This window comes from Citrobacter sp. 172116965 (assembly GCF_013458095.1).
Classification (GTDB): Bacteria; Pseudomonadota; Gammaproteobacteria; order Enterobacterales; family Enterobacteriaceae; genus Citrobacter; species Citrobacter braakii.
Genome location: NZ_CP046673.1, coordinates 1,440,138 through 1,464,880 on the forward strand (window position 1 = coordinate 1,440,138; position 24,743 = coordinate 1,464,880).

Annotated in this window: 25 protein-coding genes; 14 read left to right on the top strand and 11 right to left on the bottom strand. The window is 51.9% G+C overall.

Going from position 1 to position 24,743, the window contains the following annotated elements:
- The first annotated feature begins 1 nt into the window (after position 1).
- The 5 genes from GPJ68_RS06750 (at position 2) to GPJ68_RS06770 (ending at position 4,581) form a co-directional block, all read left to right on the top strand.
- Positions 2-859, top strand: a complete 858-nt coding sequence (locus tag GPJ68_RS06750) for an isochorismatase (protein WP_016152199.1) — start codon at positions 2-4, stop codon at positions 857-859.
- Positions 859-1,614, top strand: coding sequence for a 2,3-dihydro-2,3-dihydroxybenzoate dehydrogenase EntA (gene entA, locus GPJ68_RS06755; protein WP_016155947.1), 756 nt, complete (start codon positions 859-861; stop codon positions 1,612-1,614). The genes GPJ68_RS06750 and entA overlap by 1 nt, the downstream gene beginning before the upstream one ends.
- 2 nt (positions 1,615-1,616) lie before the next feature.
- Positions 1,617-2,030: a proofreading thioesterase EntH gene (gene entH / locus GPJ68_RS06760; protein ID WP_029139447.1), complete on the top strand. Its 414-nt coding sequence runs from the start codon at positions 1,617-1,619 to the stop codon at positions 2,028-2,030.
- 184 nt (positions 2,031-2,214) lie between these two features.
- The gene (gene cstA, locus GPJ68_RS06765) at positions 2,215-4,320 is read left to right on the top strand and encodes a pyruvate/proton symporter CstA (protein WP_016152202.1); all 2,106 of its coding nucleotides are present in this window, start codon (positions 2,215-2,217) and stop codon (positions 4,318-4,320) included.
- Between the two features lie 63 nt (positions 4,321-4,383).
- A complete protein-coding gene (locus GPJ68_RS06770) occupies positions 4,384-4,581 on the top strand; it encodes a YbdD/YjiX family protein (protein WP_019076244.1) in 198 nt (65 codons plus the stop codon).
- 104 nt (positions 4,582-4,685) lie between these two features.
- On the opposite strand, the gene GPJ68_RS06775 is transcribed toward GPJ68_RS06770, so the two are convergent.
- Positions 4,686-5,774 carry an oxidoreductase gene (locus GPJ68_RS06775; RefSeq protein ID WP_180837198.1) on the bottom strand — a complete coding sequence of 363 codons (1,089 nt, stop codon included), beginning with the start codon at positions 5,772-5,774 and terminating at the stop codon, positions 4,686-4,688.
- Positions 5,775-5,906: 132 nt separating this feature from the next.
- Here GPJ68_RS06775 and GPJ68_RS06780 point away from each other — a divergent pair, with 132 nt between their 5' ends.
- Entirely contained in the window at positions 5,907-7,067 is a 1,161-nt protein-coding gene (locus tag GPJ68_RS06780; RefSeq protein ID WP_019076246.1) for a pyridoxal phosphate-dependent aminotransferase, read from the top strand.
- Here GPJ68_RS06780 and GPJ68_RS06785 read toward each other — a convergent pair whose 3' ends face one another.
- The 4 genes from GPJ68_RS06785 to dsbG all read right to left on the bottom strand — a co-directional run bounded on the left by GPJ68_RS06785 (position 7,068) and on the right by dsbG (position 10,914).
- Positions 7,068-7,685, bottom strand: a complete 618-nt coding sequence (locus GPJ68_RS06785) for a ParB/RepB/Spo0J family partition protein (RefSeq protein ID WP_016155950.1) — start codon at positions 7,683-7,685, stop codon at positions 7,068-7,070.
- Entirely contained in the window at positions 7,670-8,893 is a 1,224-nt protein-coding gene (locus GPJ68_RS06790; protein ID WP_047415122.1) for a phosphoadenosine phosphosulfate reductase, read from the bottom strand. Before GPJ68_RS06790 ends, GPJ68_RS06785 begins: the two co-directional genes overlap by 16 nt.
- 149 nt (positions 8,894-9,042) lie before the next feature.
- A complete protein-coding gene (locus tag GPJ68_RS06795; protein ID WP_180837200.1) occupies positions 9,043-9,963 on the bottom strand; it encodes a LysR family transcriptional regulator in 921 nt (306 codons plus the stop codon).
- A gap of 204 nt (positions 9,964-10,167) precedes the next feature.
- Positions 10,168-10,914 (bottom strand): thiol:disulfide interchange protein DsbG, encoded by a 747-nt coding sequence (dsbG, locus tag GPJ68_RS06800; RefSeq protein WP_016155953.1) that lies wholly within the window; start codon positions 10,912-10,914, stop codon positions 10,168-10,170.
- Positions 10,915-11,288: 374 nt separating this feature from the next.
- Here dsbG and ahpC point away from each other — a divergent pair, with 374 nt between their 5' ends.
- From ahpC to GPJ68_RS06830, 6 genes are all read left to right on the top strand, one after another.
- Positions 11,289-11,852 carry an alkyl hydroperoxide reductase subunit C gene (gene ahpC / locus GPJ68_RS06805; protein ID WP_004859485.1) on the top strand — a complete coding sequence of 188 codons (564 nt, stop codon included), beginning with the start codon at positions 11,289-11,291 and terminating at the stop codon, positions 11,850-11,852.
- A 154-nt stretch (positions 11,853-12,006) separates the two neighbouring features.
- Positions 12,007-13,572: an alkyl hydroperoxide reductase subunit F gene (gene ahpF, locus GPJ68_RS06810; protein ID WP_016152210.1), complete on the top strand. Its 1,566-nt coding sequence runs from the start codon at positions 12,007-12,009 to the stop codon at positions 13,570-13,572.
- A 223-nt stretch (positions 13,573-13,795) separates the two neighbouring features.
- Complete coding sequence (locus tag GPJ68_RS06815; RefSeq protein ID WP_172860561.1) at positions 13,796-14,350, top strand: molecular chaperone; 555 nt, start codon at positions 13,796-13,798, stop codon at positions 14,348-14,350.
- Positions 14,347-16,623 carry a molybdopterin-dependent oxidoreductase gene (locus GPJ68_RS06820; protein WP_016155955.1) on the top strand — a complete coding sequence of 759 codons (2,277 nt, stop codon included), beginning with the start codon at positions 14,347-14,349 and terminating at the stop codon, positions 16,621-16,623. The genes GPJ68_RS06815 and GPJ68_RS06820 overlap by 4 nt, the downstream gene beginning before the upstream one ends.
- Positions 16,620-17,177, top strand: a complete 558-nt coding sequence (locus GPJ68_RS06825; protein WP_049269768.1) for a 4Fe-4S dicluster domain-containing protein — start codon at positions 16,620-16,622, stop codon at positions 17,175-17,177. The genes GPJ68_RS06820 and GPJ68_RS06825 overlap by 4 nt, the downstream gene beginning before the upstream one ends.
- Positions 17,177-17,944, top strand: a complete 768-nt coding sequence (locus tag GPJ68_RS06830) for a DmsC/YnfH family molybdoenzyme membrane anchor subunit (RefSeq protein ID WP_049269767.1) — start codon at positions 17,177-17,179, stop codon at positions 17,942-17,944. Before GPJ68_RS06825 ends, GPJ68_RS06830 begins: the two co-directional genes overlap by 1 nt.
- Before the next feature lie 69 nt (positions 17,945-18,013).
- Here the strand turns inward: GPJ68_RS06830 and uspG are convergent, their stop codons facing one another.
- Positions 18,014-18,442 carry a universal stress protein UspG gene (gene uspG / locus GPJ68_RS06835; protein ID WP_016152215.1) on the bottom strand — a complete coding sequence of 143 codons (429 nt, stop codon included), beginning with the start codon at positions 18,440-18,442 and terminating at the stop codon, positions 18,014-18,016.
- Between the two features lie 186 nt (positions 18,443-18,628).
- Positions 18,629-19,039, bottom strand: a complete 411-nt coding sequence (rnk, locus tag GPJ68_RS06840; RefSeq protein WP_005120853.1) for a nucleoside diphosphate kinase regulator — start codon at positions 19,037-19,039, stop codon at positions 18,629-18,631.
- Positions 19,040-19,314: 275 nt separating this feature from the next.
- Here rnk and GPJ68_RS06845 point away from each other — a divergent pair, with 275 nt between their 5' ends.
- Together GPJ68_RS06845 and GPJ68_RS06850 are read left to right on the top strand one after the other, a co-directional pair.
- The gene (locus GPJ68_RS06845) at positions 19,315-20,145 is read left to right on the top strand and encodes an alpha/beta fold hydrolase (RefSeq protein ID WP_104652336.1); all 831 of its coding nucleotides are present in this window, start codon (positions 19,315-19,317) and stop codon (positions 20,143-20,145) included.
- A gap of 96 nt (positions 20,146-20,241) precedes the next feature.
- Positions 20,242-20,865 carry a flavin reductase family protein gene (locus GPJ68_RS06850; RefSeq protein ID WP_016155958.1) on the top strand — a complete coding sequence of 208 codons (624 nt, stop codon included), beginning with the start codon at positions 20,242-20,244 and terminating at the stop codon, positions 20,863-20,865.
- A gap of 41 nt (positions 20,866-20,906) precedes the next feature.
- Here the strand turns inward: GPJ68_RS06850 and rna are convergent, their stop codons facing one another.
- From rna to citX, 4 genes are all read right to left on the bottom strand, one after another.
- Complete coding sequence (gene rna, locus GPJ68_RS06855) at positions 20,907-21,713, bottom strand: ribonuclease I (RefSeq protein ID WP_019076250.1); 807 nt, start codon at positions 21,711-21,713, stop codon at positions 20,907-20,909.
- A 110-nt stretch (positions 21,714-21,823) separates the two neighbouring features.
- Positions 21,824-23,287 carry a citrate/succinate antiporter CitT gene (citT, locus tag GPJ68_RS06860; protein ID WP_016152219.1) on the bottom strand — a complete coding sequence of 488 codons (1,464 nt, stop codon included), beginning with the start codon at positions 23,285-23,287 and terminating at the stop codon, positions 21,824-21,826.
- A 25-nt stretch (positions 23,288-23,312) separates the two neighbouring features.
- Positions 23,313-24,218, bottom strand: a complete 906-nt coding sequence (citG, locus tag GPJ68_RS06865; RefSeq protein ID WP_049269763.1) for a triphosphoribosyl-dephospho-CoA synthase CitG — start codon at positions 24,216-24,218, stop codon at positions 23,313-23,315.
- Positions 24,187-24,741 carry a citrate lyase holo-[acyl-carrier protein] synthase gene (gene citX / locus GPJ68_RS06870; RefSeq protein ID WP_104652338.1) on the bottom strand — a complete coding sequence of 185 codons (555 nt, stop codon included), beginning with the start codon at positions 24,739-24,741 and terminating at the stop codon, positions 24,187-24,189. The genes citG and citX overlap by 32 nt, the downstream gene beginning before the upstream one ends.
- Positions 24,742-24,743 lie beyond the last annotated feature (2 nt).

The window sequence follows — 24,743 nt, forward strand, 5'->3', positions numbered from 1 at the left end:
GATGGCAATTCCTAAACTGCAGGCTTATGCGCTACCCACGGCGCTTGATGTTCCGGTGAACAAAGTGGACTGGGCGTTTGACCCCGAACGCGCCGCACTGCTGATCCACGACATGCAGGACTATTTTATCGGTTTTTGGGGCGATAACTGCCCGATGATGGAGCAGGTCGTCGCTAACATCGCCGCACTGCGTCAGTACTGCAAAGAGCATAACATTCCGGTGTATTACACCGCTCAGCCGAAAGAACAGAGTGATGAAGACCGCGCTCTGCTCAATGATATGTGGGGACCGGGACTGACGCGTTCGCCGGAACAGCAGAAAATCGTTGAGGCGCTGGCGCCGGATGAAGCGGATACCATTCTGGTGAAATGGCGTTACAGCGCATTTCATCGCTCCCCGCTGGAACAGATGCTTAAGGAAACCGGACGTAATCAACTGATCATTACCGGCGTGTATGCGCATATTGGCTGTATGACCACCGCAACAGACGCCTTTATGCGCGACATCAAGCCGTTTATGGTTGCCGATGCGTTGGCAGACTTTAGCCGTGACGAACATCTGATGTCGCTGAAATACGTGGCGGGACGCTCCGGGCGTGTGGTGATGACACAGGAATTATTACCGACGCCGGTACCGGCCAGCAAAGATGCGTTACGCAGCATTATTCTGCCGCTGCTGGATGAGTCCGAAGAGCCGATGGATGACGAAAACCTGATCGACTACGGACTGGATTCCGTGCGCATGATGGCGCTGGCGGCGCGCTGGCGTAAGGTTCATGGCGATATTGACTTCGTGATGCTGGCGAAAAACCCGACCATTGACGCCTGGTGGACGCTGCTCTCTCGCGAGGTGAAGTAATGTCTGGATTTGACTTCGCAGGGAAAACCGTCTGGGTAACCGGCGCGGGAAAAGGGATTGGCTACACCACCGCGCTGGCGTTTGTGAAAGCGGGTGCTGAGGTGACAGGATTCGATCGTGAATTTTCTCAGAATAACTACCCGTTTGCCACCGAAGTGCTGGATGTGGCGAATGCTGAACAGGTGGCTGAGGTGTGTCAGCGCGTCCTGCAAACGCGCGAGCGGTTGGATGTGTTGGTCAATGCGGCGGGTATTTTGCGTATGGGGGCCACCGATGCGCTGAGTATTGAGGAGTGGCAGCAGACGTTTGCGGTTAACGTTGGTGGGGCGTTCAATCTGTTTCAACAGACGATGGCGCAGTTTCGTCGCCAGCAGGGCGGGGCAATCGTGACCGTCGCGTCGGATGCGGCGCACACGCCGCGTATCGGTATGAGCGCATACGGTGCGTCAAAAGCCGCGCTGAAAAACCTGGCACTGACCGTCGGACTTGAACTGGCAGGCAGCGGTGTGCGTTGCAATGTGGTTTCGCCAGGCTCGACCGACACCGACATGCAGCGTACGTTGTGGGTCAGCGATGACGCGGAGCAACAGCGCATTCGTGGGTTTGGCGAGCAGTTTAAGCTCGGCATTCCGCTGGGGAAAATCGCTCGTCCACAGGAAATCGCTAACACGATTTTATTCCTCGCTTCCGATCTGGCGAGCCACATTACGCTTCAGGATATCGTGGTGGACGGCGGCTCCACGCTGGGGGCATGACGATGATCTGGAAACGTCATTTAACGCTGGATGAACTGAATGCCACCAGTCAGAACACGATGGTGGCGCATTTAGGCATGGTCTATACCCGACTGGGGGATGATGTGCTGGAAGCCGAAATGCCGGTGGATAGCCGGACGCATCAGCCGTTTGGTCTGCTGCACGGCGGCGCGTCGGCGGCCCTGGCGGAAACATTGGGTTCGATGGCGGGTTATCTGATGACTCGCGACGGGCAGTGTGTGGTGGGTACGGAACTGAACGCCACGCACCATCGGGCGGTTGCGCAGGGGAAAGTGCGCGGCGTTTGCCAGCCGCTGCACCTCGGGCGTCAGAGTCAAAGCTGGGAAATCGTCATCTTTGATGAGCAGGGACGACGCTGTTGCACCTGTCGTTTAGGCACTGCGGTGATGGGGTGAGTCGCCCGACAAAGTAAAATGAAATTGCAGGGTTAACGGCTAAATGAAGTGATCCAGTTAACAATGCAATGTAAATACTCAGTGATACTTCGGGTTTACATGGTTGTCAGGTTGTTAAATTCAGAAAAGATGTTATAGAAACAAAATGTAACATCTCTCTGACCAGGACAACGGAAAACCAAGTATGAATAAATCAGGGAAGTACCTCGTCTGGACAGTGCTCTCCGTTATGGGAGCATTTGCCCTCGGCTATATCGCATTAAATCGTGGCGAACAGATCAACGCGTTGTGGATAGTCGTGGCGTCGGTCTGTGTCTACCTTATCGCTTACCGTTTCTACGGCCTGTACATCGCGAAAAATGTACTGGCGCTGGACCCGACGCGTATGACGCCAGCTGTGCGTCATAACGATGGTCTGGACTATGTTCCTACCGATAAAAAAGTGCTGTTTGGCCACCATTTCGCGGCGATTGCTGGAGCGGGTCCATTAGTTGGACCGGTGCTGGCGGCGCAAATGGGCTATCTGCCGGGTATGATCTGGCTGCTTGCCGGGGTGGTACTGGCGGGGGCGGTGCAGGACTTTATGGTGCTGTTTGTTTCTACCCGTCGCGATGGTCGTTCCCTTGGCGAACTGGTGAAAGAAGAAATGGGCCCAACGGCGGGCGTCATTGCTCTGGTGGCCTGTTTTATGATCATGGTGATTATCCTCGCGGTACTGGCGATGATCGTCGTGAAAGCGCTGACCCACAGCCCGTGGGGAACCTACACCGTCGCCTTTACTATCCCGCTGGCGATCTTCATGGGGATTTACCTGCGTTATCTGCGCCCGGGCCGCATTGGTGAAGTGTCGGTCATCGGTCTGGTATTCCTGGTGTTTGCTATTATTTCCGGCGGCTGGGTGGCTGAAAGCCCGACCTGGGCACCGTACTTTGACTTTACCGGCGTACAGTTGACCTGGATGCTGGTGGGATACGGCTTTGTCGCCGCTGTGTTGCCGGTGTGGCTGCTGCTGGCACCGCGTGATTATCTCTCTACCTTCCTGAAAATCGGTACCATTGTTGGTCTGGCGGTAGGGATTCTGATCATGCGTCCGACGCTGACCATGCCTGCGCTGACCAAGTTTGTTGACGGTACAGGCCCGGTCTGGAGCGGTAACCTGTTCCCGTTCCTGTTTATTACCATCGCCTGCGGTGCGGTCTCTGGTTTCCACGCGCTGATTGCCTCCGGCACCACGCCGAAGATGCTGGCGAATGAAGGTCAGGCCTGTTTTATTGGCTACGGCGGGATGCTGATGGAATCCTTTGTCGCCATTATGGCGCTGGTGGCGGCCTGCGTTATCGACCCGGGCGTCTACTTTGCGATGAACAGCCCGATGGCTGTACTGGCACCTGCCGGAACCACCGATGTGGTTGCGTCAGCGGCACAGGTTGTGAGCAGTTGGGGCTTTGTTATCACGCCTGATACGCTGCATCAGATTGCGAACGATGTCGGCGAACAATCCATTATCTCCCGCGCAGGCGGTGCGCCGACGCTGGCGGTGGGCATGGCGTATATTCTGCATGGTGCACTGGGCGGAATGATGGATGTGGCGTTCTGGTATCACTTCGCCATTCTGTTTGAAGCCCTGTTTATTCTGACGGCGGTAGACGCCGGTACGCGCGCCGCACGCTTTATGCTGCAGGATCTGCTGGGCGTGGTGTCACCGGGTCTGAAACGTACCGATTCGCTGCCTGCGAACCTGCTGGCAACGGCGCTGTGCGTGCTGGCCTGGGGTTACTTCTTGCACCAGGGCGTGGTGGATCCATTGGGTGGTATTAATACCCTGTGGCCACTGTTTGGTATCGCCAACCAGATGCTGGCCGGTATGGCGTTGATGCTTTGCGCGGTGGTGCTGTTCAAGATGAAACGTCAACGCTACGCGTGGGTGGCGCTGGTGCCAACGGCCTGGCTGCTGATTTGTACCCTGACCGCCGGCTGGCAGAAAGCGTTTAGCCCGGATGCGAAAATTGGCTTCCTCGCCATCGCTAACAAGTTCCAGGCGATGATCGACAGCGGTAATATTCCGGCGCAGTACACTCAGTCGCAGCTGACGCAGTTGGTGTTTAACAACCGCCTGGATGCGGGTCTCACTATCTTCTTCATGGTAGTCGTTGTGGTGCTGGGTCTGTTCTCCATCAAAACTGCACTGGCAGCACTGAAAGAGGACAAACCTACGTCGAAAGAAACGCCATACGAACCGATGCCTGAGAATGTCGAAGAGATCGTGGCGCAGGCGAAAGGCGCGCACTAATATTCTCTTAACCAACGAGCCCTCTCCTGAATGGGGAGGGCGTTTGTTCGACAGGGAACCACTATGTTTGAAACGCTCTCTAAAGCCGGGAAGTATTTAGGTCAAACCGCCCGATTAATGATAGGTGTGCCGGATTACGACAACTATGTTGAGCATATGCGCGTCACGCATCCGGACCTGACACCAATGACCTACGAAGAATTTTTCCGCGAACGCCAGGATGCGCGCTACGGGGGGAAAGGCGGCGCGCGCTGCTGTTAATGCTCTTCATCATTCAAGCTGCAGGCGTGTTCACCCTGGTTACTTACCTTTGTAAGCTCCAGGGGTTTCGCTGCGTTGCTGCCATCAGGCATCCCACACCATAATCACACCGTAAACGATTCTACTTTTTCGAACGCTGCGCGCAGCGTCTGTGGCGTTAACGTTACCGGCAGCGCATGAATGGACTCCACCGGGCGCAGGGTGTGCGCAATCACGTTGTCGATTTCGGCGCGGTTGTTGATGTCCACTTCCAGTTGAGCCAACCGGGTTGGCAGGTTGAAGCGCTGATAGGCGGTAATTAACTGCGTCAGCACATCATTTTGTCCCAGCAGCGCGCTCTGCACCAGTATGCCGTACGCCACTTTGGTGCCATGCAAAAACTTCTCCGTTTGCGGGAGCACGGTCAGGCCATTATGTACCGAATGCGCCGCCGCCACGCGGGTGTAGCGCTCACCCAGACCGCCGACCATGCCGCCTCCGGCAATAATTGCATCCACTACATCGCAAAACGTGCGGCTTAACGTACCTTGTTGCTTATCGACCAGCGCCTGCTCGCTGCTTTCCAACAGGACGTCGCGGATCGTCTGCGCAGCATGGATACCCAGACGTACGGTCAGAGGCAGGTTTTCCGGCTCAGGTGCGAGCACGACTGCCTCGTACCATTTCGCCAGCGTGTCGCCGATCCCCGCCAGTAAGTATTCTTCAGGCGCATTGAGAACGATCTCTGGCTCGACCAGCACGAGGAAATTGGCGTCAGCGAAAATTTCGAAATGCAGCGCCTGGCCTGCATCGTTGTACCAGACGGAGAGCGGTGTCCATGCGGCGCAGGTCGCTGCGATAGTAGGAATACCGACAAAAGGCAGACCCAGACGACGAGCCAGCGCTTTGGCCGTGTCGAGCAATGTCCCGCCGCCCACACCAATCACCACGCTGCGATTCTCTCCTGACTCTTTTGCCAGTTGAGTAACATCGGTTTCACTGCAATGTCCCGTAAACAGCAGGTGTCTGGCATCGGCAAGATGAAATGCCTCAGGCAGATAAGGGCGGGCCGCGTCGATGGCGCGTTCACCGTAAACCCAGACGGCGCGTGAGAGTTGCTCTGCGGTGAAAAAATCGTTGAGTCTTGACAGGCTGCCGGGATGGGAAAAATAGTTGGCCGGGCCGGTGACGACGCGAATCTCGGTATTACTCATGTTGTGTTGTCCTTTTGGCTGTCCTGTCAATGCAGGTTATTTTTATATAGACGTCTGAACGTCTTGATTGCCAAATACTAGCATCGTGCTATAGTGGCTTCAACCACAACATCACACGCTGGGATAACAATAATGAGTAATAACCCGCTGATTCCGCAAAGCAAACTGCCTAATCTTGGCACCACTATCTTCACGCAAATGAGCGCGCTGGCGCAGCAGCATCAGGCCATTAACCTCTCGCAGGGATTTCCTGATTTTGACGGCCCACTTTTTTTGCGGGAACGTCTGGCGTATCACGTCGCGCATGGCGCAAACCAGTATGCGCCGATGACGGGCGTACAGCCGTTGCGCGAAGCCATTGCGGATAAAACCGCGCAGTTGTACGGCTACAAACCTGATGCGAATAGTGAAGTGACCGTGACGGCGGGGGCCACAGAAGCGCTGTTCGCCGCTATTACGGCGCTGGTGCGTCCTGGCGATGAGGTGATTTGTTTTGACCCGAGCTACGACAGCTATGCGCCCGCGGTCGAATTATCCGGCGGCGTAGTTAAACGTATCGCGCTGCAACCGCCGTCTTTTCGCGTCGACTGGCAGGAATTTAGCGCTGTACTCAGCGAACGTACCCGACTGGTGATCCTTAACACGCCGCACAATCCTTCCGCCACCGTATGGCATCACGCCGATTTTGATGCCCTGTGGCAGGCAATTAAAGAACGCGAGATCTTTGTCATCAGCGACGAAGTTTATGAGCACATTTGCTTCGCCGGACAAGGACATGCCAGCGTGCTGGCGCATTCACAGCTGCGCGAACGCGCCGTTGCAGTTTCATCGTTTGGGAAGACCTACCATATGACCGGCTGGAAAGTCGGCTACTGCGTTGCGCCTGCCGCCATTAGCGCTGAATTACGCAAGGTACACCAGTATCTGACGTTCTCAGTTAATACGCCGGCTCAGTTGGCGCTGGCGGATATGCTGCGGGAGGATCCAACACACTATCGTGAGTTGCCAGCCTTTTATCAGAAAAAACGCGATGTGTTGGTGAACGCGCTGCGTGACAGCCGACTGGAAATTTTGCCGTGTGAAGGCACCTATTTTCTGCTGGTCGATTACAGTGCCGTCTCCACGCTTAACGACGTTGAGTTTTGCCAGTGGCTGACCAAAGAAGTGGGCGTTGCCGCGATCCCGTTGTCGGTTTTCTGCGCCGATCCTTTCCCGCATAAGCTGATTCGCCTATGTTTTGCCAAGCAAGAATCGACGCTGCTGGCGGCAGCCGAACGTCTGGTTGCGCTGTAGTTATTTTACTGTCCAGGCTTTGGAGAAGCGACGGTCGGCAAATAACTCTTGCAGACCGTTAATTTGTTTCAGACGTAAAACCTCATCGTCGTCCATACCTAACTCTTTACTGATTTTCTCTTCGCTCCATCCCAGGAGCGATAATTCACGAACGATTTCCGACATGGCATGAATTTTATGCCGCCCGCGGGCACGGTTATGACGAATTGTCGCTGCCATGCGTTCATGGCGTTCACGCTGTAAACAGGTGACCGGCAGGTAGCCATGCAGGCGTGATTTCAGCGACGGTTTGCTTTTACCTAGCTCATGACGGTGGAAACCATCGACAATTTCGTATTCTTCCGCCGTGGAGTGAACTACCACGATGGGCTGCGTGAATCCGTCTGCTTCGAGGGATTTCTGCAGCAGTTTTTTCTCCGGAGGCGCAACGTTATTGGGGTTATAGTCATTGGGTGAGATATGCTCATTTTTAATCCATAGTACACAATCTACTGGCTCTTCGCGAAAAGGGCTGACGCTGTGGATAGCCATTCTGAATTGGTTGATTGCTTCAATTCGTTCTTCTTCTGACAGCCCAGAAAGAAAACCAGTGAGTTCTTGAGTTAGTCGGTGTTGCATAAGATTCCCCATTGCTGGCGTTTTATTTTCATGCGTTCATTATAACGTTGGTAGTTTTTGGGTTTTGTGGGGCTGAATGACAGCGCCCGGCACCAGTAGTCGTTATTCAGCAGGACTTTACAGATACGCCGCCACGACGGAATATCCGCTGAGCCAATATCTTTTTCCTGAGTTTCCGGGATATTGTCCATGCCCTTTTTCTTATACCACTGCAAATAGATGGCGATTTTATTGCGATAATGCTCAGCGGTCTTTTCCGGCATGCTATTGAGTAGCAGCATGGCGTATTCCTGCCAGTTTAAATGTTCGGGTTTTAATATTTTGCGGTGCCCGTAAAAATGGTTGTCCTGACCGGCATAAATTCCGCCACTTTTTACACCGCTGACACGGGCACACATGGCTGCCCAGCGCTCGGGTTCAATGACGTGATATAGCCATAATCCCTGACGCTGTTCCGGGCCAAAGGGCTCACAAATACGCATGTAACGTGTTGGGACACCGGCCTGATACATGAGATTGTATAAGGGATTGCACGACATTCTGGTTTTTGCGAACCAGGTCCAGATATCGGCAGTTTTCCAGTCATAAATCGGGTAAATATACCAGGTATGCCCGCCGGGGGCGCTGGTGGTCCAGGGTTTATCATCGGCAAAGCGCTGCTTTTGCGAATTGGCAATGGCGACAAAACGATTATATGACTCATCGGCGCGGATCCCGACCATCATGCCGGCTGGACGTTTCTCTGAATACCAGTCAGCGAACTCGCGAACAAATTGTTCAAAGGTCATGCCGGGTTGATAGAAGGAGAAATACTCTGGATCGGTTATGGCATCCGTGGGAGGCTGGCGAACCCACGGAGTACCTGGTTCCCAACACTGCCATTCTGGCTGAAATTGAGAGAGGGAATTCTGGGTGGTGAGCGGTAAAGCCACCCAATAAAAGCGCTCGATGACATCAGAATAACGTGCACGAAGCGCCTCAACATAATCAATAGTGCAGGAAAACTGGGCTTCCCAGTCGATAAATAGTACATCAATTTTTTTATGCAGTTGGCGTGCAAGCATAGCTGTCAGATGTAACATCAGTCCTGAATCTTTCCCGCCGGAGAAAGAGACACAAACCCGAGGCAGAGTTTCCAGCGCCCAGGTTATGCGCTCCAGAGCGGCGTCCAGCACGTTTTGAGCAAGCGGGATTTTATAAATAGACATATTAAGCTCATATCAGAATTATTATTCAAAACAATAACAAATGCTGACAATAAGATATGCTAATTTTTTTCAGGTGCAACGTTTTAATACATTCATGGTTGTTTTGAATTGCCTTTATTCATAAAAATATAAAATGAATAGCTAAAGCTCTATTTGTTAGTCCTCTGGTCATTTTTATCATTTATTTTATTAATTAAATTAACGAAGCCAGTATTGTTGAGTGATGCTCTGTTATACATCAAAAATAAATTTATTTTTGGTAAGGGGATATCGATACAGATCTCTTTTAAATTAAATGAGCCGGTATATTGTTCGTAAACATCCCTTGGTAGCAGACCTATGATATCTGTGTTTGAAATAATATTAATGATCGTTATTAATGAGTCGCTGCGGAAACCAATATCTCGATTAGCCAGCAAGGCGCTGGTTTTTTGCCAGTATTCTTTAACGCCATGGTCTTCAGAGATAAGTTGCGTGAACTGTTCTTTTAATATTGTTTCAAGCGTGCTTTCTCCATTAATTCTTGGATGGTTTTTGTTGCAAACTAATATTGTTTCAGCAGTTTTAAATGGTGAGCATATTATCGAGCGATTACTCACTGGGGCGGTAGCAATGACTAAATCTGCTTTTCTGTAAGCCAACAGATTTTCCGTACTTTCAGCAGTGATGAGTATGTTATGGTGCTCAATTTCGACATGTGAGTCTTCTCTGAGAAAATGAATAACTTCCTCGATGTTGATAATGGTTGGCAGTTGTGGACAGTAAATAATGAATTTTTTCTTCAGACTGGAGTTATTCATGATGTTTATTGTCTGCTCCAGACTGTTGAGGTTTTTCTCAAGATGATGATGGAGGTTAATCCCCATAATCGTTGGCGTTAGGCCTTTTCCGGAGCGGATAAACAGTGGGTCATTAAATTGTGTGCGTAGCCGTTGCAGTGACTGGCTAACGGCAGAGGGGGTAATATACAAAGTTTCAGCAGCTTTAGTGATACTCAAATGTTGATAAATACACTCAAAGATAACCAACAGATTGAGATCGAACTTTTTGAGGTCATAGAGGTTAGCCATGCATACCTTCCTGTGATGGTCATGTTTTGAAAGATTTAATATTGAAATATTTTAAGTTGTGATTATTCTTGTGATTTATGTTTGTGTGCTTAATGAATTATTAATTTAAACTAAAATAGCACATATTGCATAATTTTGACCAAAAAAGTTAATTTAAATGAGTGATTGACATGAAAATGATAACAACCACTCATTTTGTTACTTTTATTTATTACCCATGATAATGTTTAATTTCTCCTTATCCGGCAAGCCGACTTCCTGTTGTAACGTATCGTCTTTACTCATGTAATAGATAGCCGGCGTGACGTTGGCGCCTAAATCATCCATCAACTTTTGATTGATATTCAATACCTTCATCTGCTCCGGTGAAATGGAGGTCGGGATTTCTAGCTTCATATTCCCACCAGATGCCTCATAGTCATGCCAGGTCTTGGCCGGATCTTTTGCGGCCAGAATCGCAGCGGCGGTAGCCGGGCTTTCGGGTTTAATTACGCCAACCAGTATTGTGCGCAACTGAACTTTACCTGAGTCTACCCACGGGCGAGCCTTTTGCCAGAACTGTTTGCAATAGGGACAGAAGGGATCGGCAAACACATAGACAATGACTGGAGCCTCTTTTTTCCCGTCCAGAATCCAGGATGTTTTTTCCATTCGCTGCCACATTTCGCGTCCGGCAGGGGCGTAGATCTCTTTTTCTATCAGCGTATTACTGAGGTTTTCACCTTTTTCGTTATACATATAACCGGAAATGGCGTGTTTGCCGTCAGGCGTAACATAGATAGTAACGCCCATATCCTGGTATTTTCCCAGGTAGCCCTTCATTCCACCCGGCGCGTCGAAGGGTTTGAGAATAGTAATGCCCTGTTTCTCAATAGCTTTAACGGGGGCAGGAAGTTCTTCGGCGTGCACCACGGCAGGAAGCAGGGTTAAGAGTAAGGTACGTTTAAACATTGATTTTCCTTATAAAATCAGAAGGAAAGGGGGCTAAGTTGCAAAACCTATCGCAGCCATAGGTAAGATCGACCGTCTGTCGATTGCCCTTTCTTGAGTGGGGTGATGTAATCCCAATCGCTGTTACGACCTTTGTTAAGGTAATGTAGAGCGCAACACATAGCCAGCCCTGCTGGCACTGACGTTACCTGCGGGTAGCTCGGGTAATGAGGCTCCCTGCAAAGGGGGCCTTTTTTACTTTTATCTTTAGATTCACAACATGAGTTTGAGTGGGTTGTTAGTTAACGCTTATTGATTTGATAAAGGAAACGCATTAGCCCTGCGAAGAGATTTTCGTTAACTTATCTCTCAACGAAAACACGGAGGAAGTACAGATGTCTTTGATTAATACCAAAATTAAACCTTTCAAAAACCAGGCGTTCAAAAACGGTGAGTTCATCGAAGTAACCGAGAAAGATACCGAAGGTCGCTGGAGCGTCTTCTTCTTCTACCCGGCTGACTTTACTTTCGTTTGCCCGACCGAGCTTGGTGATGTGGCTGACCACTACGAAGAACTGCAGAAACTGGGCGTAGATGTTTATTCCGTATCTACTGACACCCACTTCACCCACAAAGCATGGCACAGCAGCTCTGACACCATCGCGAAAATCAAATACGCGATGATCGGCGACCCGACTGGCGCCCTGACCCGTAACTTCGACAACATGCGTGAAGATGAAGGTCTGGCTGACCGCGCAACCTTCGTTGTAGACCCGCAGGGTATCATCCAGGCAATCGAAGTTACCGCTGAAGGTATCGGCCGTGATGCGTCTGACCTGCTGCGTAAAATTAAAGCCGCACAGTACGTTGCCTCTCACCCAGGTGAAGTTTGCCCGGCGAAATGGAAAGAAGGCGAAGCGACCCTGGCTCCATCCTTAGATCTGGTCGGTAAGATTTAAGTCGCATAATTTGTAGGCCGGATAAACGCAGTGCATCCGGCCATTCCACAGGCGCAGTTTGCGCCTGTTTCATTCCAGCACCATGACGCAAGTTGCATTAATGCAGTCCCGCAAAGTCGGCTTGCATGATGATGTTTTCAGAGAGGGAAGAAGAATGCTCGACACAAATATGAAAACCCAGCTCAAGGCTTATCTTGAGAAACTGACCAAACCTGTTGAGCTGATTGCTACGCTGGATGACAGCGCTAAATCGGCAGAAATCAAGGAACTGCTGACTGAAATTGCTGAACTGTCAGAAAAAGTCACCTTTAAAGAAGACAATACTCTGGCGGTACGCAAGCCATCGTTCCTGATCACCAATCCAGGCTCTCACCAGGGGCCGCGCTTTGCCGGTTCTCCGCTGGGTCATGAGTTTACCTCCCTGGTGCTGGCGCTGCTGTGGACCGGTGGTCATCCGTCAAAAGAGGCGCAGGCGTTGCTGGAGCAGATCCGCGATCTCGACGGTGATTTTGAGTTTGAAACCTATTATTCGCTTTCCTGTCATAACTGTCCGGACGTGGTACAGGCGCTGAACCTGATGTCGGTACTGAATCCACGCATCAAGCATACGGCGATTGACGGCGGTACATTCCAGAACGAAATTACCGATCGCAACGTGATGGGCGTTCCGGCGGTGTATATGAACGGCAAAGAGTTCGGTCAGGGGCGTATGACGCTGACTGAGATCGTGGCGAAAGTAGATAGCGGCGCAGAAAAACGTGCGGCACAAGAGCTGAACAAACGTGATGCTTATGACGTGCTGATTGTTGGTTCCGGTCCTGCGGGGGCGGCAGCGGCAGTGTACTCTGCACGTAAAGGTATTCGCACCGGTCTGATGGGCGAACGTTTTGGCGGTCAGGTTCTTGATACCGTTGATATTGAAAACTACATCTCGGTACCGAAAACCGAAGGCCAGAAACTGGCGGGCGCGCTGAAAGCACACGTTGATGACTATGATGTTGATGTGATCGACAGCCAGAGCGCAAGTAAACTGGTTCCGGCGGCGCAGGAAGGCGGTTTGCATCAGATTGAAACGGCATCCGGCGCGGTGCTCAAAGCACGCAGCATTATCATTGCCACCGGTGCGAAATGGCGCAACATGAACGTTCCGGGTGAAGATCAGTATCGCACAAAAGGCGTAACCTACTGCCCGCACTGCGATGGCCCGCTGTTCAAAGGCAAGCGCGTTGCGGTGATTGGTGGCGGCAACTCCGGTGTTGAAGCTGCTATTGACCTGGCAGGCATTGTTGAACATGTGACGCTGCTGGAGTTCGCACCTGAAATGAAGGCTGACCAGGTGCTGCAGAATAAGCTTCGCAGTCTGAAAAACGTCGATATTATTCTGAATGCGCAAACGACAGAAGTGAAAGGCGATGGCAGCAAAGTCACCGGCCTGGAGTATCGCGACCGCGTGAGTGGCGACGTTCACAGTGTGGAACTGGCGGGTATCTTTGTACAGATAGGTCTGCTGCCAAACACCAACTGGCTTGAAGGTGCCGTCGAGCGTAATCGCATGGGTGAAATCATCATCGATGCCAAGTGCGAAACCAGCGTGAAGGGGGTTTTCGCCGCTGGTGACTGCACCACCGTACCGTATAAGCAGATCATCATCGCGACCGGTGAAGGCGCGAAGGCCTCATTGAGTTCGTTTGATTATCTGATTCGCACGACAGTAGCATAAAAAAAGTAAGACTCACCTGCAATGCCAAAACCGTCAGCCATCCGCTGGCGGTTTTTTATTTCCACGCTTTCAGATTGTCAATTCTTGAAACAATAAACCGTGTAACACATTCATTTAATGAGTCTGACCATTAGTTTCATCAAAGAAAGATGAGGCGTTTTCTTTATTATATCAACCTGCATTACGTTTTTATTTGTTTTATGAATAAATGGTTGGTTAATTCATGGGTGAAATATATGAAACCCTGACGATCTTTGAATCGACAGGGTTATTGTTGCGTGATTTTTTTATTTCTCACGATAGTCACACGCTGAAAGCGGCTTATTCAGCTCTGGAAGCACATGCCTCGAGGCTAACAGAACAGGAGTGGTTGGACGCGGAGTACGACTTCAATGCGCTATTTGTTGGGCCACAGACGTTAAAGGCTGCGCCGTTCGCTTCGGTTTATCTCGAAGAAGATGCCCTCGTAATGGGTAAATCAACTTTGAGCATTCGGGAATTCATGGCAAATATAGGTTTATCTATAAACCACAAAAATAATATACCGGATGATCATATTTCATATGTATTGGAATTGGCGGTTTTATTATCGGCTAATGCCAGAACATCAGCTAAATACCAGGTCGCCTTCACTCGATATGTAAGTGAGTATATAGCGCTGTGGGTGCCCGAGTATATCGAAAAAATAAATATAAATGCACAAACCGCCACGCTGAAAACCGTAGCGGGAAGGTTGTCTTCTTGGCTTAATGAATTAAACACGAGAGTATCAATATGAGTAATGAACCGGGAGTTCTGAACAGACGTTCATTTTTGAAAGGGTTAGTTGCCCTTGGAACCGTGGCTGCCCTGCCTGGGGGGTTGCTGACTTCACGCTGCGCATTGGCGCAACCGCCAATTCCGTTTAACCCTAAAACTTACAAAATTTCTCGCAACGCCTGTCCGCGTAACTGCTATGACACCTGTAGCCTGAAAACCTGGGTGAAGGATGACGTCATTACCTTTGTGGAAGGCGCGCCTGAGTCAACGTTTACGCATGGAACACCCTGTGTAAAAGGTCTGACTTATCCTCGCCGGGTGTATAGCCCGGATCGCATTAAATATCCGATGGTTCAGGATGTTCGCGGCAGCGGTAACTGGCGTCGTATCTCCTGGGACGAAGCAATGCAGCGCATTGCGACCAAGATGCTGGAGATTAAAAAGAAAGACGGCTCAATGCTGGGGCTGGCGCTGTCAAAATACTCAGGCAACCTTGGGGTGATGGGTTATGCCGTTGAAGGGATGATGTCTTCGCTGGGTTACACCACCCGTTTTGCCGGGACACCTTGCTGGCCAGCCGGTATCGACGCCCAGAACTATGATATGGGGGATATGTGGTGTAACGACCCGGAAGATTTTGTAAAAGCAAAATATATCATCATCTGGGGCGCGAATCCGGCCTGGTGCTCTATGCACACTATGAAATACATCTATCAGGCGCGGGAGAAAGGCGCAAAAGTTGTCGTTATCGATCCGCTGTTAACGCAGACCGCCGCGAAAGCCGATCTTTATTTACGTGTTCGCCCAGGCTCAGATGGCGCTCTGGCGCTGGGCATGGCGCGTCACCTGGTGGATAAAGGTTTAGTTGATCAGGATTTCGTCAATAACTATTCCCACGGATACCCGGAATTCGAAGCTTATCTGCGCAGCAGTGTGACCGTCGAGTGGGCCGCTGAAATTTGCGGTCTGTCGGCGGATGCCATTCGCCAGTTAGCGGAAGAGTTTACGGCGGTTAATCCTGCCACCGTGTGGATTGGCTACGGCATGCAGCGCCATGTTAACGGCGGCGCTAACGTACGGGCGATCGATGCCTTTGTGGCAATGACCGGCAATATTGGTATTGAGGGCGGCGGTGCCCGCTACGGTCATCTGCAGACATGGGGTTATAACTACCATGGAATGATGCAGAAGCCTCCTGCAGGTTCTGTCGGAATAAAAGGCGCAGGTGGTCCGGTGGGTGAGTTTGTCAGCGATAGCGGTGAGAAGAGCGAATACTCCGATCGTGCGCTGAATATCAACCAGACGGCGCAAGGAATTCTGGACGCCAGTGAACCACCGGTACGGATGCTGTGGGTGGCCTCTAAAAACCCGTTTGCTCAGGATTTCGACCGCAACAAGATGATCAAAGCGTTTGATAAACTGGAAATGGTGGTTTGTGTCGACCAGTTCTTCAACGAAACCGTCCAACATGCGGATATCGTGCTGCCTGTCACTACCACCTTTGAACAATGGGATGTCTCTTCGTCTTATTGGCACTACTGGTTATCCGTCAACGAGCCGGCTATCAAACCGCTGTATGAGTGCAAGAGCGATCCGGAAATCGCGGCGCTGCTGTCCAAAACCATCAATAAACTGGAACCCGGTTCATGTACCTTCCCGCAGGCGTTTGATGCTAAACGCTGGTTGGATCAGGAATTTAATGAGGGGATGGGGAAACAGTTTGGCATTGCGGGCTGGGATGACCTGCTGGAAGGACCACGCAAAGCAAAAATGGTCAGCACCGCGGCCTGGTACGATCGCAAGTTCAAAACGCCGTCAGGCAAGTACGAGTTCAAATCAGAACGTTGTGCGGAAAATGGTCACACGGCTTTGCCGGAATATAAAGCGGGTGCACAGGGTGCGCTGCCGTTCCACCTGTTTACACCTCATCTTCAGTACGGTCTGCACTCGCAGTTTGTCAATCTGGACTGGATGCAGGTTTTCTGGCCAGAACCCTTTGTTTATATCCACCCGCTTGCTGCACAGAAAAAGGGCATCACTGAGGGCGCTCACGTCAAAGTCTTCAACGAGGTGGGCCATGTTGAGTTGCGAGCCAAAATTACCACTAATGTGCCGGAAGATTTTCTTGTGATGTACGAATCCTGGTTCAACAAGCTTAGTTACAACGTACAGAATGTGGTCAAAGATACGCCCGCCGATATGGGAAAAATGGCGACAGGCGCGCCCGGTGCGGCCATACACAGTCAATTTGTAGATATTACTCTGTCAGGAAATGAAGGAGCTGCGGCATGAGACGCGCGTTTTTAGTCAATAGCGATAAGTGCATCGGCTGCCGTGGCTGTGCGATGGCGTGTAAGAGTTTTAATCAGCTGGAGCCTGAACGTTTCTGGCGCTATGTCTACCCGCTGGATAAAGAAATTTACCCGCATGAGGAGCGAGCGTTCTACTCGCTGGCCTGTAACCATTGCGAAAATCCGGCCTGCCTGGCGGCTTGTCCGGTAGAGGCGTACACCAAACGCGAGGATGGTGTTGTGGTGCATAATCCGGAACGTTGTATCGGATGCAAAAACTGTATCCGCAATTGCCCATACGGTGCGCCGCGCTTTAATGAAGAGATGAAAAAAGCGGAAAAATGCAGCATGTGCTACGAGCGTCTCGATGTCGGTATGCAGCCGGCGTGCGTGAGTGCCTGCCCGGTAGGCGCCCTGACGCTTATCGATCTGGATGCCGATCCGATCCCCAACAATGCCGTACAGTATCCGCCGGGATTCCCACGTATGCCGCAGCTTAACCCTGGCACGCGTTTTATCCTCGCGCGTCAACCGAAGCAACCGGAGGGCAAGTAATGGAAAAGTATGAATTCCCTCTGGTTATTTTTACCGTATTGAGCCAGATGTCGGTTGGTATAACGCTCATTCTGACGCTGCGCACGCTGCAAGGGAAACTGGAAAGCAAGCGCCTGTACTGGCTGGTAAGCGGGCTGGTTCTGGCGGCTGCTTCCGTGGCGGCGGTATTGCACCTGGCGCATCCGGATCGCGCCTACAATGCCCTGATTAACCTCCAGCATGCCTGGCTGAGCCGTGAGATTCTCGGCGCAACTTTATACGGCGCGGCGGTGGGCGTGACGTTTTTGGCAAAAGGGCACAAAGCGCCGGCCGTTCTGGCCTCTGTTCTCGGGATCGCGCTGGTGGCGGTACAGGGGATGACCTATGCCGCCCCGGCGATGGTGGCGATCGCCAACGGTCTGACGATGCTGCTGTTCTTCATCACGGTGTGGGTTATGGGTTGTGCGGCGATTCCGCTGCTTAACCTCACGCCTGCCGTTGCCGCATTGCGTCAGGGGATTGTCGTTTGTATGGCGGTCATGATTGCCGCGCCCATTATCTGGCTAAGTGGTGGCACCATCATGCAGATGACGGCACATGCCTGGCTGACGTCGCCGCTTTATCTGGCAAGTCTGGTGTGTCTGGCGGTGGCCTTTGTCCTCAGCCGCCAGGGCGAGCGTCGTGCAAAAGCGCTCTTTGTCCTGCTGTTTGTTGGCGTATTCCTGGGTCGTCTGACGTTCTTTGGCGATACGGTTAGTACTATCGTGAATATCGGTCATTTGTACTGATCGTCAGGCAATAAAAACCCCTGTCAGGCATTAACCTGGCAGGGGTTTTCTTTAGCAAATTAGAGGCTATTAACGTACAACCAGCACTGGCAGAGTAGCGTGGCGAACAACGCTGGAAGCGTTTGAGCCGAGCAGATGAGTGCTGATTGATGGGTTGCGCGATCCAATGACGACCACATCCGCATTCAACTCTTCACCCAACTCGTTGACGACGTCACGTACGCTGCCAAAGCGGACGTGTTGTTTAATACGGGAAGGATCAATGCTGAAGTGACCGACCATCGTTTGCAGACGGGTTTCCGCTTCGTGTTGTAGATGCTCTTCAAAACGACGGACATCGGCTGCAAAGCGGTGCAGGCTTAAGCTTGCTGAGCCTGGCAGCACATGCAGCAGATGAATAACCCCGTTTTCCTGTGCCAGAAATTCTGCATGGCGAATAGCCTTGTCGCTCAGTTCCATTTCGAATACATCAACAGGCATTATGATTGTGTTGTACATAAACATTCTCCTTGTCATTACATGAACACATATCAGCATAGTATTAAAAATGATTCTGTCAGTCACGACACAGATTTATGTTTTCGAACAGGAGATAAGGTGAGGGTCAGGAGTTGGGGGCTAACCGGAAAGAGGATGCGGATGCATCCCCTGTAAGATAAAGCGAGTGGCTTTGATAAGACAGAGTTAGCGCAGGTAGTCGCCCGCAGCTTCAGGTTGGTACTCAAGCTCAATGACTTCGAGGTGTGTTGAGGTCCCGCCTGGTAGTTCCCAGTGAATGGTGTCGCCAACGCGCAGGCCCAGAAGTGCAGCGCCAACAGGTGCCATTACCGAAAGCTGTGTGCTGCTGTCAGTCATATTGGCCGGATACACCAGGGTACGCACACGGACTTCGCCATCACTCAGATTGCGGAATTTCACGCGGCTGTTCATGGTCACGACATCGTGCGGCATGGTTTCTGGTGAACACATTTGGGCACGATCCAGCTCGGCGTTCAGGGCGTCGGCAATCGGTAAACCAGCAAACGCAGGTTGCTCCAACAGGCGGTCAATGCGTTCCGCATCGAGGTCGTTAATGATGATAGTTGGTCTGGACATTTGTTACTCCATGTCGTCGATACTGCGGGTGCGCAGGTAAATAATCCCAAAAGAAAACCCTCACCGTCAGGCGGCAAGGGTTTAGCTTTTATGATGATACTGAGACTTACCCCTGGTTTGAAGTGATTTAGTTCACATTCAGGCAAATCATCAATATTGTTGCGTATGGTGTGATTTTAGCCGAAAAACGCGATCGTTCTCCAATTTGCATTATGCTTTTTAAGCGCTCGCTGCGGGCGCGTCAAACAACTCAGTGTTCCGCGACAGGAGATCTCATGAGCCAGTACGACAAACTTACCTTGAAAGACGGCAGCTATTTGCATTTTAAAGATTGGGGAAGTGGGCAGCCTATCGTCTTTAGCCATGGCTGGCCGCTGACGGCAGATGCGTTTGAGGATCAGATGCTGTTCCTCGGGTCGAAAGGATTTCGGGTGATCGCCCATGACAGGCGTGGGCATGGGCGTTCAGCCCAGCCCTGGGATGGTCACAATATGGATCAGTATGCTGACGATCTGGCTGAACTTACCGCGCATCTCAATCTTAAAGATGCCGTACATGTCGGACACTCTACCGGGGGCGGGGAAGTGGCGAGGTACATTGGTCGCCATGGAACGCAGCGGGTAGCCAAAGCGGTGTTAATCGGCGCGGTGACGCCCATAATGATCAAGACCGACTTTAACCCAAATGGTGTGCCAAAAGAGGTGTTTGATGGCATCCGTGAGGGAGTGATAAACGATCGCGCTGCTTTCTTCTATGAACTGACCGCTGCATTTTATGGCTACAACCGCCCGGGCGTAAATGCGTCGAAAGCCGTTCGTGAAAGCTTTGTTGAACAGGGTTTACAAGGTTCTATCAAAGCGTTGTACGACTGTATTCACGCGTTTTCAGAAACTGACCTGCGTGAGGATCTCAAAAAGATGACTATCCCGACGCTGGTGATCCATGGTGATGACGATCAGATTGTCCCGTTTGAAACCTGCGGAAAGGTTGCGGCGGAAATACTGCCGGACGTGCAGTTGAAGGTGTATGTTGGCGGTTCGCATGGCATTTGCACTACCCATAAACAACAGATCAACGGCGATCTGCTCAACTTTATTCAATCGTAATCTTTAGCGGATTGTTCTACGCTGATCTTCTTTTTCCAGGGAGATGAGCGAAGCATAATTTGTGCTGCGCTGATGTTAACTTCAACAGAGAACGCTATGTATTTCTATCAACCATCACAAGGACACGGCTTACCGCATGACCCGCTGAATGCCATCATTGGACCGCGCCCTATTGGCTGGATTGCCTCCCGCGACAGCGACGGTCGGCATAACCTTGCACCGTACAGTTTCTTTAACTGCTTTAATTATCACCCGCCGATTATCGGTTTCGCCAGCAGCGGCTGGAAAGATAGCGTGCAGAATATTATCGACACCGGTGAGTTTGTCTGGAATCTGACGACTCTTGAGCTGGCCAGCGCGATGAACGAAACGTCAGCCAGCTTGCCTCACGGCGAGGATGAGTTTTTTGCCGCCGGGCTTAGCAAAGCAGATAGTCGGATAGTCAGCGTGCCGCGCGTGGCGCAAAGCCCGGTCAATTTTGAGTGTCGCTTATCGCAAAGTCTGCAACTGACCACCGCTGATGGTTCGCCTGTTGAAACCTGGCTGGTGCTGGGAGAAGTGGTGGGTATTCATATTGATGAAACGCTACTGGAAGGCGGCATCTACCAGACGGCGAAAGCAAAACCGGTACTGCGTGCGGGCGGGCCAACGGCGTATTATTCGATCAGTGAAACACACCGCTTTGATTTAGTTCGCCCGGATGCCCGTTCAAAACGCTAACCATATGGACCGACGCCAGCTTGCCGCGCCGGTCGTTATTTTCAGTATCCCACTTTGTCGATAATAAACTGTTTACCGCAGTTACCCGGATGCGGTTGCGGTAAGAATGACTGTGCGGATAACGTCTGGTTAATGGTGTCGGCTTTCAGGGACAACTGGATTTCTGTTAGATAGGCCGGATTGCCGTGGCAGCTTAGCTTCACGGCTTTGACGTTCTCTCTGCCCCAGCTTTTAGCGACGGCGGCGTCAAATGCGCTGCGGCTGACGGTTTTGCCGTAGTTTTCCGCGAGGAATTTGCCAGCCTCGCTGTTCTTAACCTCATTATTCATCCGTACCATCGTGCCGAAGTATGCGTCGGGATCAAAACCGAAACAGGCGCCATGCTTGGCATATTCGTAACGTTCCAGACAAGATCTCCCGCCGGCACCGGGCATTACGGCACTGAGTTTTGCAGCGCTTTCCAGTGACAGGCCCGTGTCGGGAGCCGCGCATTTACGGCTGGCGCGCGCTTCAGGCAGGTTGGGAATAGGGCGAGTCGCGCAGCCAAAGCGCATCCAGCGGCGGTTGTCTACTCCACGGGCGGCGATGGATTTTGGCAGGCTGGGCCATAAACCGTGAACGGTCAGGAAATCTGCTTTGTCCGCGCTCTCTTTTTGCAGACGACATTCGTCGGGCTCTTGACGATTTCTCTCGTGTTGGCTCTGACAAAATCCGGTTTGCCAGGAGAGGGCCAGCACGTAGCTGTCAAAATCAGCGTACTGTTTTGCCTGAAGTTCATCGGCCTGAGCCGCAGAAACTGGGAGCAGAAGTGCTGCCAGCAGCGAAGAATAACGCCATGTTGATGTCATGATGATTTCGGATACTTATATAAATTCTGAATATCATCTATTTAATCATAAAAAATGCCAGTCAGGTTTAGCTGACTGGCATCATTTTCATCAGGCGGGAACCCGAATGATTAGCTCCACATTGCCAGAATCGGCCAGCCGACCAGCAGAAGCATAGAGATGTAGATAACGCCGAAGATAGCACCCAGACGCCAGTAGTCTTTGGACTTCACATAACCGCAGCCGTAAATAATAACGCCAGGGCCAGTTGCATACGGAGTCAGACAGCCCATGATACCGATGGACAGTACCAGCAGGATACACAGGTGTTCCATCGGAACGCCCGGGATGCCTTTGCCGACGGCCAGAATAACCGGCAGCATGGTGGCGGTGTGTGCGGAAAGGCTGGCAAACAGGTAGTGAGCAAAATAGAACACCAGCACCAGAACGATCACGGTCGCGTTAGGCGAGAAGCCTTCCAGGTGCGAGCTCATCGTGTTGGCGAACCAGTCGATGAAGCCTGAACGGGTTAAACCATTCGCCATAACGACCAGCGTGGCGAGGTTAACCAGGGTGTTCCATGCGCTGTTATAACGGGTGATGTCTTTCCACGGGACAACGTGCAGCGCCAGCATCAGCGAGACTGCCAGCAGACCCACAGCGGTCGCATCAATCAGTTTACCGCCAAAGACCCACAGACCCAGGCTGAGCAGAACCAGACCGATCAGGGTCAGCTCTTTACGCGTCAGTTTACCCATGGTTTTCAGTTCATCACCAGCCCACGCGGCAACTTCAGCACTGTGAGTAACTTCTGGCTTGTAAAGAACATAGGACAGCCACGGAGCAACGATCAGCAAAATAATACCAACCGGCAGGAAGCTGAGGAACCATTGCAACCAGCTGATTTGAATACCGGCAATTTTATTGACGAATTCCAGACCCAGCACGTTAGGTGCAGCACCGGTAACGAACATAGAGGAGCTCAGGCTGGTACTGATTACCATCATCCACATCAGATATCCGCCGATACGGCGCGCGGACGGATCGTTCGGGAATGATTTAAACAGCGGCGGCAGGTTTTTGATAACCGGGAATACGGTACCACCGGTACGCGCGGTGTTGGACGGTGTAAACGGCGCCAGCAGAATGTCGATGATGACAATCGCGTAGCCCAGCGTCAGGGTGCGCTTACCCATGAATTTTACCAGGAACAGCGCGATACGACGACCCAGACCGGTGACTTCATAGCCCAGCGCGAAGATAAACGCGCCAAACACCAACCACACGGTAGTGCTGGAGAAGCCTGCCAGACCCCATTTCAGCGCTTGCTTACCCGCTTTAAACGCCGGGTCGGCCAGCTCTGAAGCATCAAACAGCAGATAGTTGCTGCCGATGACGCAGATCGTTACGGCGATAAAGCTTATCGCTGTTGCCGGGATTGGCTCCAGGATCATCCCAACAATCATTGCCACGAAAACGGCAAAATAGTGCCAGGCCTGCGGGGGCATTCCATCAGGGACAGGGATAAGAAACATGACGCCCATTACGACCAATGGGGCCAGTAATTTCCATATTTTATCTTTTGCTAAAGACATGTGTGTGATTCTCCGGAAAGGATCTTTAATTGTGATAATGATGAACTTGTGAAATCTGAGCTAAGAACCAGGTGACGATCAGCAGATCGGCGCAGCCTCCTGGGCTGAGGTTGCGTTCAATGCACTGTTGGTCGAACTGGCGCAGGTATTCGAGATCGGCAGGGGTGCGAATCCCCCCTTGCTGCAATAGAGTTGTGGCCTGCTGCTGTAGCCAGCGCAGACCTTCTGCGCCGCCACGTGAAGCCACGTTGGTGTCGCCATTGATAGACATCAGCAGCAATAACGTGTCGAGTAGCGCCAGTTCAGGATCGCGGCCCTGAGTCAGCAGTGCGCGGTAGTGCGGCAGGGCATGCTTGATGACTAGCGGGTATCCTGCTTCGGCTTCGCCCCGTGCGCCGGTTAATCCCAGTTGCTGATAAAGACGTTGGCCAGCCGTGAGTTGTTGATTGTTCTGGCGCAGTTCGCGCTCGGTCAGGCCACGGCAAAATGTTGCTGCCGTAGAGCAAAGGGTTTCAGCGGTAACAGTCAGTTGGAGCTGGTGCAGGCGGCCAATGGCGGCACACAGCAGCCCCAGTGAAAAGATGCTCCCTTTATGGGTGTTTACCCCCTCGGTGGCGCGAAACATATCGGCTTCGCAGGCCATGCCCAGTGGGCGCAGTCCTTTCAACACATCCTCGGGCGACAGCTGTGCGCTAAACGCCCCATATTCAATAAAACGCGGCAGCCAGGCCTGAATTGCCTCAGCGCTGCGATGAAAATCTTCCAGCGCCATATCTTTATGTGCGCCGTTGTTAATACGATCCACCAGACCCGGTTTGGGCGACAGGTTGACTTCAGTCAACATGGCCCGCCACGCAAGCGTTGCGTAAGCGTCAGGCAGATCCAGAGGAAGGACTGCGTTATTGGTTGATGTTGCGGGAATCGGCATCATGCAGCAGAGCCTCCATCTGAGAGAGTAAGTCGGAAAGCGCGTGGGTTTTACCCCGCGCGCATTCGGCAGCGCTTTGCCCGCACAGCAGACAGCGGCGGGCAGGGAGTGCGAAATGACGCCGGGACAGAATTTCCCCTTCAGGGGTCAGGACATCGATGTCCCATAACCGTCCCAGCGGATGTGAATGCTCAAGTTCAATTGTGGCGAGCTTGAGATCGTGGGCCGGGGCCTCAATAGACAAAAGACCTTCCGGACCGCTGGCAGAAACCAGCGCCGTTTGCTCCCTGATAATCCAGGTGGATTTTTCCGCCAGCGCGAGCAGGGCGGTTACGCCGTGATTAAAGATGCGACGGGTTAATGCGCTGTCTTTAATCGGACCCGGTACGACCACGGTAAATGAGACCAGTGGCGCGTGATGACGCGTCAACCAGGCATGTTGCCTTGCTTGTCTCTCATCCCGGCTGGCGAGCAGCTCGGGAATCGAAACCGCGTGTTGGGTGGCGTGTTCAGGGAGCAGGCGCATGG

What these genes read in the sequence shown, in the direction of transcription:
- GPJ68_RS06750 (WP_016152199.1), top strand. Translation starts at nt 2, where the DNA reads ATGGCAATTCCTAAACTGCAGGCTTATGCGCTACCCACGGCGCTTGAT.
- rnk (WP_005120853.1), bottom strand. Translation starts at nt 19,039, where the DNA reads ATGTCCAGACCAACTATCATCATTAACGACCTCGATGCGGAACGCATT.
- GPJ68_RS06830 (WP_049269767.1), top strand. Translation starts at nt 17,177, where the DNA reads ATGGAAAAGTATGAATTCCCTCTGGTTATTTTTACCGTATTGAGCCAG.
- dsbG (WP_016155953.1), bottom strand. Translation starts at nt 10,914, where the DNA reads ATGTTTAAACGTACCTTACTCTTAACCCTGCTTCCTGCCGTGGTGCAC.
- ahpC (WP_004859485.1), top strand. Translation starts at nt 11,289, where the DNA reads ATGTCTTTGATTAATACCAAAATTAAACCTTTCAAAAACCAGGCGTTC.
- rna (WP_019076250.1), bottom strand. Translation starts at nt 21,713, where the DNA reads ATGACATCAACATGGCGTTATTCTTCGCTGCTGGCAGCACTTCTGCTC.
- GPJ68_RS06770 (WP_019076244.1), top strand. Translation starts at nt 4,384, where the DNA reads ATGTTTGAAACGCTCTCTAAAGCCGGGAAGTATTTAGGTCAAACCGCC.
- ahpF (WP_016152210.1), top strand. Translation starts at nt 12,007, where the DNA reads ATGCTCGACACAAATATGAAAACCCAGCTCAAGGCTTATCTTGAGAAA.
- cstA (WP_016152202.1), top strand. Translation starts at nt 2,215, where the DNA reads ATGAATAAATCAGGGAAGTACCTCGTCTGGACAGTGCTCTCCGTTATG.
- GPJ68_RS06825 (WP_049269768.1), top strand. Translation starts at nt 16,620, where the DNA reads ATGAGACGCGCGTTTTTAGTCAATAGCGATAAGTGCATCGGCTGCCGT.
- GPJ68_RS06795 (WP_180837200.1), bottom strand. Translation starts at nt 9,963, where the DNA reads ATGGCTAACCTCTATGACCTCAAAAAGTTCGATCTCAATCTGTTGGTT.
- GPJ68_RS06775 (WP_180837198.1), bottom strand. Translation starts at nt 5,774, where the DNA reads ATGAGTAATACCGAGATTCGCGTCGTCACCGGCCCGGCCAACTATTTT.
- entH (WP_029139447.1), top strand. Translation starts at nt 1,617, where the DNA reads ATGATCTGGAAACGTCATTTAACGCTGGATGAACTGAATGCCACCAGT.
- citX (WP_104652338.1), bottom strand. Translation starts at nt 24,741, where the DNA reads ATGCGCCTGCTCCCTGAACACGCCACCCAACACGCGGTTTCGATTCCC.
- citG (WP_049269763.1), bottom strand. Translation starts at nt 24,218, where the DNA reads ATGATGCCGATTCCCGCAACATCAACCAATAACGCAGTCCTTCCTCTG.
- uspG (WP_016152215.1), bottom strand. Translation starts at nt 18,442, where the DNA reads ATGTACAACACAATCATAATGCCTGTTGATGTATTCGAAATGGAACTG.
- citT (WP_016152219.1), bottom strand. Translation starts at nt 23,287, where the DNA reads ATGTCTTTAGCAAAAGATAAAATATGGAAATTACTGGCCCCATTGGTC.
- GPJ68_RS06815 (WP_172860561.1), top strand. Translation starts at nt 13,796, where the DNA reads ATGGGTGAAATATATGAAACCCTGACGATCTTTGAATCGACAGGGTTA.
- GPJ68_RS06850 (WP_016155958.1), top strand. Translation starts at nt 20,242, where the DNA reads ATGTATTTCTATCAACCATCACAAGGACACGGCTTACCGCATGACCCG.
- GPJ68_RS06790 (WP_047415122.1), bottom strand. Translation starts at nt 8,893, where the DNA reads ATGTCTATTTATAAAATCCCGCTTGCTCAAAACGTGCTGGACGCCGCT.
- GPJ68_RS06780 (WP_019076246.1), top strand. Translation starts at nt 5,907, where the DNA reads ATGAGTAATAACCCGCTGATTCCGCAAAGCAAACTGCCTAATCTTGGC.
- GPJ68_RS06785 (WP_016155950.1), bottom strand. Translation starts at nt 7,685, where the DNA reads ATGCAACACCGACTAACTCAAGAACTCACTGGTTTTCTTTCTGGGCTG.
- entA (WP_016155947.1), top strand. Translation starts at nt 859, where the DNA reads ATGTCTGGATTTGACTTCGCAGGGAAAACCGTCTGGGTAACCGGCGCG.
- GPJ68_RS06820 (WP_016155955.1), top strand. Translation starts at nt 14,347, where the DNA reads ATGAGTAATGAACCGGGAGTTCTGAACAGACGTTCATTTTTGAAAGGG.
- GPJ68_RS06845 (WP_104652336.1), top strand. Translation starts at nt 19,315, where the DNA reads ATGAGCCAGTACGACAAACTTACCTTGAAAGACGGCAGCTATTTGCAT.